Source organism: Paratractidigestivibacter sp., assembly GCF_052362415.1.
Lineage (GTDB): Bacteria > Actinomycetota > Coriobacteriia > Coriobacteriales > Atopobiaceae > Paratractidigestivibacter.
Genome location: NZ_DAWEMK010000051.1, coordinates 3,201 through 5,757, shown reverse-complemented (window position 1 = coordinate 5,757; position 2,557 = coordinate 3,201). Strand labels below are relative to the sequence as shown.

The window sequence follows — 2,557 nt, the reverse complement described above, 5'->3', positions numbered from 1 at the left end:
GTCGAGAAGCCCAAGGCCGCGCTCGCTCCGTCTCGTCTCTTCATCGTCGGCCGCTACCTGCTCTCGCCGCGCGTGATGGAGCTCCTGAAGACCCAGAAGCCCGGCGCCGGCAACGAGATCCAGCTCACCGATGCCATGGAGCGCTGCCTTGCCGAGGAGGAGTTCTACGCCCTCGTCATCGACCCCAAGGAGGGTTACGACACGGGCACCGTCGCCGGCTGGATCGCCACCAACGCGCGCATGGCCAAGTCCGACCCGCGCTTCTCCGCCGCCTTCGAGGAGGCCATGGCCGACTAGCCCTCGAGCCAAGCAGGGGAGGCGGGCGTGGAGCCTGTGCCCAAGAACCCGCTCGTCGCAACAGCTGAAGGTACACAAGGGACGGGCGCGAGCTTTCTGCGGTTATCGGAAAGTTCGCGCCCGTCCTTTGGTTTTCCCGAGCCGCGAGGGTGTCCCAGAAAGCTGCAGCCAATGACTGTCACCCAGTGATGGTCCTCGGCTCGGTTAGTTCCAGTAGCCCTCGTGGACTGCGCAGGCCTCGGCGACGAGCTCGGGGAAGGGGCCGACGACCTCGATCTGCTTCTGACTGGAGCCGAAGATCTGCCGGCAGGGGGTGTCGAGCGTCGGGTTCTGCTCGTTGTCGCCGGTCTGCGCGAGGATGTCGCGCTCGGTCATCGCATAGACCACGCGGCCGACGTTGGCCCAGTAGATAGCGCCCGAGCACATGGCGCAGGGCTCGCCGGTGGTGTAGATGGTGCACTGCCACAGGTAGCCGTGGTCGAACTTGCGACTCGCGGCCTCCATGAGCGAGGTCTCGGCGTGGCCGGTGCAGATGTGCTCGGTGACCTCGCGGTTCTCCTGCTCGAGGGCGACGTTCTTGTGCTCGTCGACGAGGATCGCGCCGAAGGGCGTGTTGCCGTGCTCGCGGCTCCTCCTCGAGACCTCGATGGCGCGGCGCAAAAACGCTACGTCCTCCTCGTGTGTGAACGTCGCGCGTACCTCGTGCACGCGGCCCCGCGCAGCTCAGCTCCGCGGGCCGAAGAGATGGTTCCTATTCGCTTTTGCGGCATTTACCTTACCACGCGCCCGGCCGTTCGTGCTACCATCTTTGACCACAGGCGATGACGGGGAGAGTACCCGGGGTCGCGCGGCCACAAGAGAGCGGGGGTGCTGGGATCCCGCGACCGCGTCCCGGAGAAGATCACCCCCGAGCCGCGGCCCCAAAGCCGGCAGGAGGACCCCGCGTCCGCGTTTCTTGCCGTCGAGTAGGCGTCGCCGGGATTGGCCTCCGTCATGGGCCAGCCGAGTAACGCGGTGGATCCGCACGCTGGGTGGTCTTAAACGAAGTGTGACGTGAGCGCTTCGTCCCAGCAGTCGGGACGGGCGCTTTTTTGGTGCCCAGAAAGGGGTCACGCAAGTGGCGAACCAGTACAAGAAGACGACGAATCTCCCGCAGACGGGCTTCCCGATGCGCGCGAGCCTCGCCCAGAACGAGCCCAAGCGGCTCAAGCAGTGGGAGGACGACGACGTCTACTCCCAGCTGCTCAAGAAGAACGAGGGCCACAAGAAGTTCGTCCTGCACGACGGCCCCCCGTACGCCAACGGCCCGATCCACCTCGGCCACGCGCAGAACAAGATCTCTAAGGACATCATCAACCGCTATAAGTCCATGCAGGGCTTCCAGACGCCGTACGTCCCCGGCTGGGACTGCCACGGCCAGCCCATCGAGCACAAGGTCGAGACCATCCTCGGGACCGAGAAGTTCAACCAGCTTCCCACCGAGAAGATCCGCGAGCTCTGCCGCAAGATGGCCGTCGAGCAGGTCGACACCCAGCGCCAGGGCTTCAAGCGCCTGGGCGTGCTGGCCGAGTGGGACAACCCCTACCTGACCTACGTCAACGACTACGACGCCACCGACGTCGAGATCTTCAAGGCAATCTTCGACCGCGGCGCCATCTACCGCGGACGCAAGCCGGTCCACTGGTGCTCCCACTGCCACACGGCGCTCGCCGAGGCCGAGATCGAGTACGGCGACGAGGTCAGCCCCGCCATCTTCGTCCGCTTCGAGATGACGACCGTCCCGGCCGGCCTCGAGGCCTGGGCCGGCAAGCTCTGGGTCGACATCTGGACCACGACGCCGTGGACGCTTCCGGCCGACGACGCCGTCATCCTGCACCCCGAGGCGACCTACGTGGCCATCGTCCACGACGGCCACGCCGAGATCATGGCCGAGGCCCTCGTGGAGAAGGACTGCGCCAAGTTCGGCTACGGCGAGGTCGAGCTCGTCCGCGGCGCCGACGGCGAGCCCTGGCGCATGACGGGCACCGAGCTGTGCCACAACAAGTACAAGCAGCCGATCTTCGGCGACCAGGGAGTCGAGGGCGAGTTCATCTACGCCGACTACGTCACCCTCGAGGACGGCACCGGCGTCGTCCACACCGCGCCCGGCCACGGCGTCGACGACTACCTCGCCGGCATGAAGTTCAACATCCCCGTGGTCATGCCCGTCGACGACGACGGCCGCTTCTACAAGGGCGACGGCATGGGCACCGGCGGCCCC

2 protein-coding genes and 1 pseudogene are annotated in these 2,557 nt (G+C 66.4%); 2 read left to right on the top strand and 1 reads right to left on the bottom strand.

Translation table 11 applies throughout. The annotated features are described in order from the left end of the window. Positions 1-297: pseudogene (locus tag ACT84W_RS06450) on the top strand (UTP--glucose-1-phosphate uridylyltransferase); the annotation flags it as partial. A 204-nt stretch (positions 298-501) separates the two neighbouring features. On the opposite strand, the gene ACT84W_RS06445 reads toward ACT84W_RS06450, so the two are convergent. Then, the gene (locus ACT84W_RS06445) at positions 502-1,005 is read right to left on the bottom strand and encodes a nucleoside deaminase (RefSeq protein WP_417575494.1); all 504 of its coding nucleotides are present in this window, start codon (positions 1,003-1,005) and stop codon (positions 502-504) included. 409 nt (positions 1,006-1,414) lie between these two features. Here ACT84W_RS06445 and ACT84W_RS06440 point away from each other — a divergent pair. Then, on the top strand, positions 1,415-2,557 hold a 1,143-nt coding region (locus tag ACT84W_RS06440; RefSeq protein WP_444328611.1), incomplete at its 3' end, for a class I tRNA ligase family protein.